Genomic DNA, 230 nt, shown 5'->3' on the forward strand with positions numbered 1-230 from the left:
GCCGGAACAGCCCCACGGACAGGGCCAACCCGTGTTGTTCATCCGACTGCTGGCTCCAGCCGGCGGCGGCGCCGATCTTGGCATAGACCGGCGTGCTGGCGTTGACCCGGACATCGATGCTGTTTTTATCGCCGTGCAAGGTGTAGGCGCTGGTGTGGCCGGTGGCTACTTCGATCGACGGTTCGATGAATGCGCGGCCATCGAACAGATTCTGCCGCCATCCCGCCTGC

Annotated in this window: 1 protein-coding gene; it reads right to left on the reverse strand. The window is 64.3% G+C overall.

Translation table 11 applies throughout. The features are described 5' to 3' along the window. Positions 1-230, reverse strand: a 230-nt coding sequence (locus tag SB764_RS45115) for a hypothetical protein (protein ID WP_410867450.1), incomplete at both ends; no start/stop codon positions are given.

The organism is Paraburkholderia sp. SIMBA_027 (assembly GCF_046535315.1).
In the GTDB taxonomy this organism is placed as follows: domain Bacteria; phylum Pseudomonadota; class Gammaproteobacteria; order Burkholderiales; family Burkholderiaceae; genus Paraburkholderia; species Paraburkholderia tropica.